Annotated in this window: 1 protein-coding gene; it reads left to right on the top strand. The window is 48.7% G+C overall.

The features are described 5' to 3' along the window. Positions 1-146: 146 nt before the first annotated feature. Positions 147-593, top strand: a 447-nt coding sequence (locus KIV40_RS33775) for an MFS transporter (RefSeq protein ID WP_285353795.1), incomplete at its 3' end; no start/stop codon positions are given.

Genomic DNA, 593 nt, shown 5'->3' on the forward strand with positions numbered 1-593 from the left:
AAAACCGAAGACTGCATGAAAGGCATGGGCGTTCGTGGCATGCAAGAACGCGTGCAAGCGCTTGGTGGGAAAATGTATATCTACTCTTTGAACGATCATGTGGATGGCACGCAAATCGCCATCACATTACCTAAGGTGTAACGAGCATGTTTGGATTATTTCAGTCTCCGAGCTACAACCAAGCGCCCCTTAGCAAAGACCAAGTAGATGAACGCTATCGCTATTGGCGTCTGCACATCATGCTGGGCATGTATCTTGGCTATGCGGTCTTTTACTTCACCCGTAAAACATTCAACTACGCTGCCCCCGCAATGATTGCTGATTTAGGGTTAGATAAAGCCGATATCGGTATGATTGGGACGCTTTTCTACCTTACCTACGGCTTATCGAAGTTTATCTCGGGCACCATTTCTGACCGTTCTAACCCTCGCTTTTTCATGGGGGTCGGATTGATCGCGACGGGCCTTATCAATATCGCGTTTGGCTTCTCTAGCTCTCTGATTGCACTCGCCACACTGTGGGTAATGAATGCGTGGTTCCAAGGTTGGGGCTGGCCTTCGTGCTCTAAGTTACTTACGACGTGGTATTCGCGT

Source organism: Vibrio sp. D173a, from assembly GCF_030248475.1.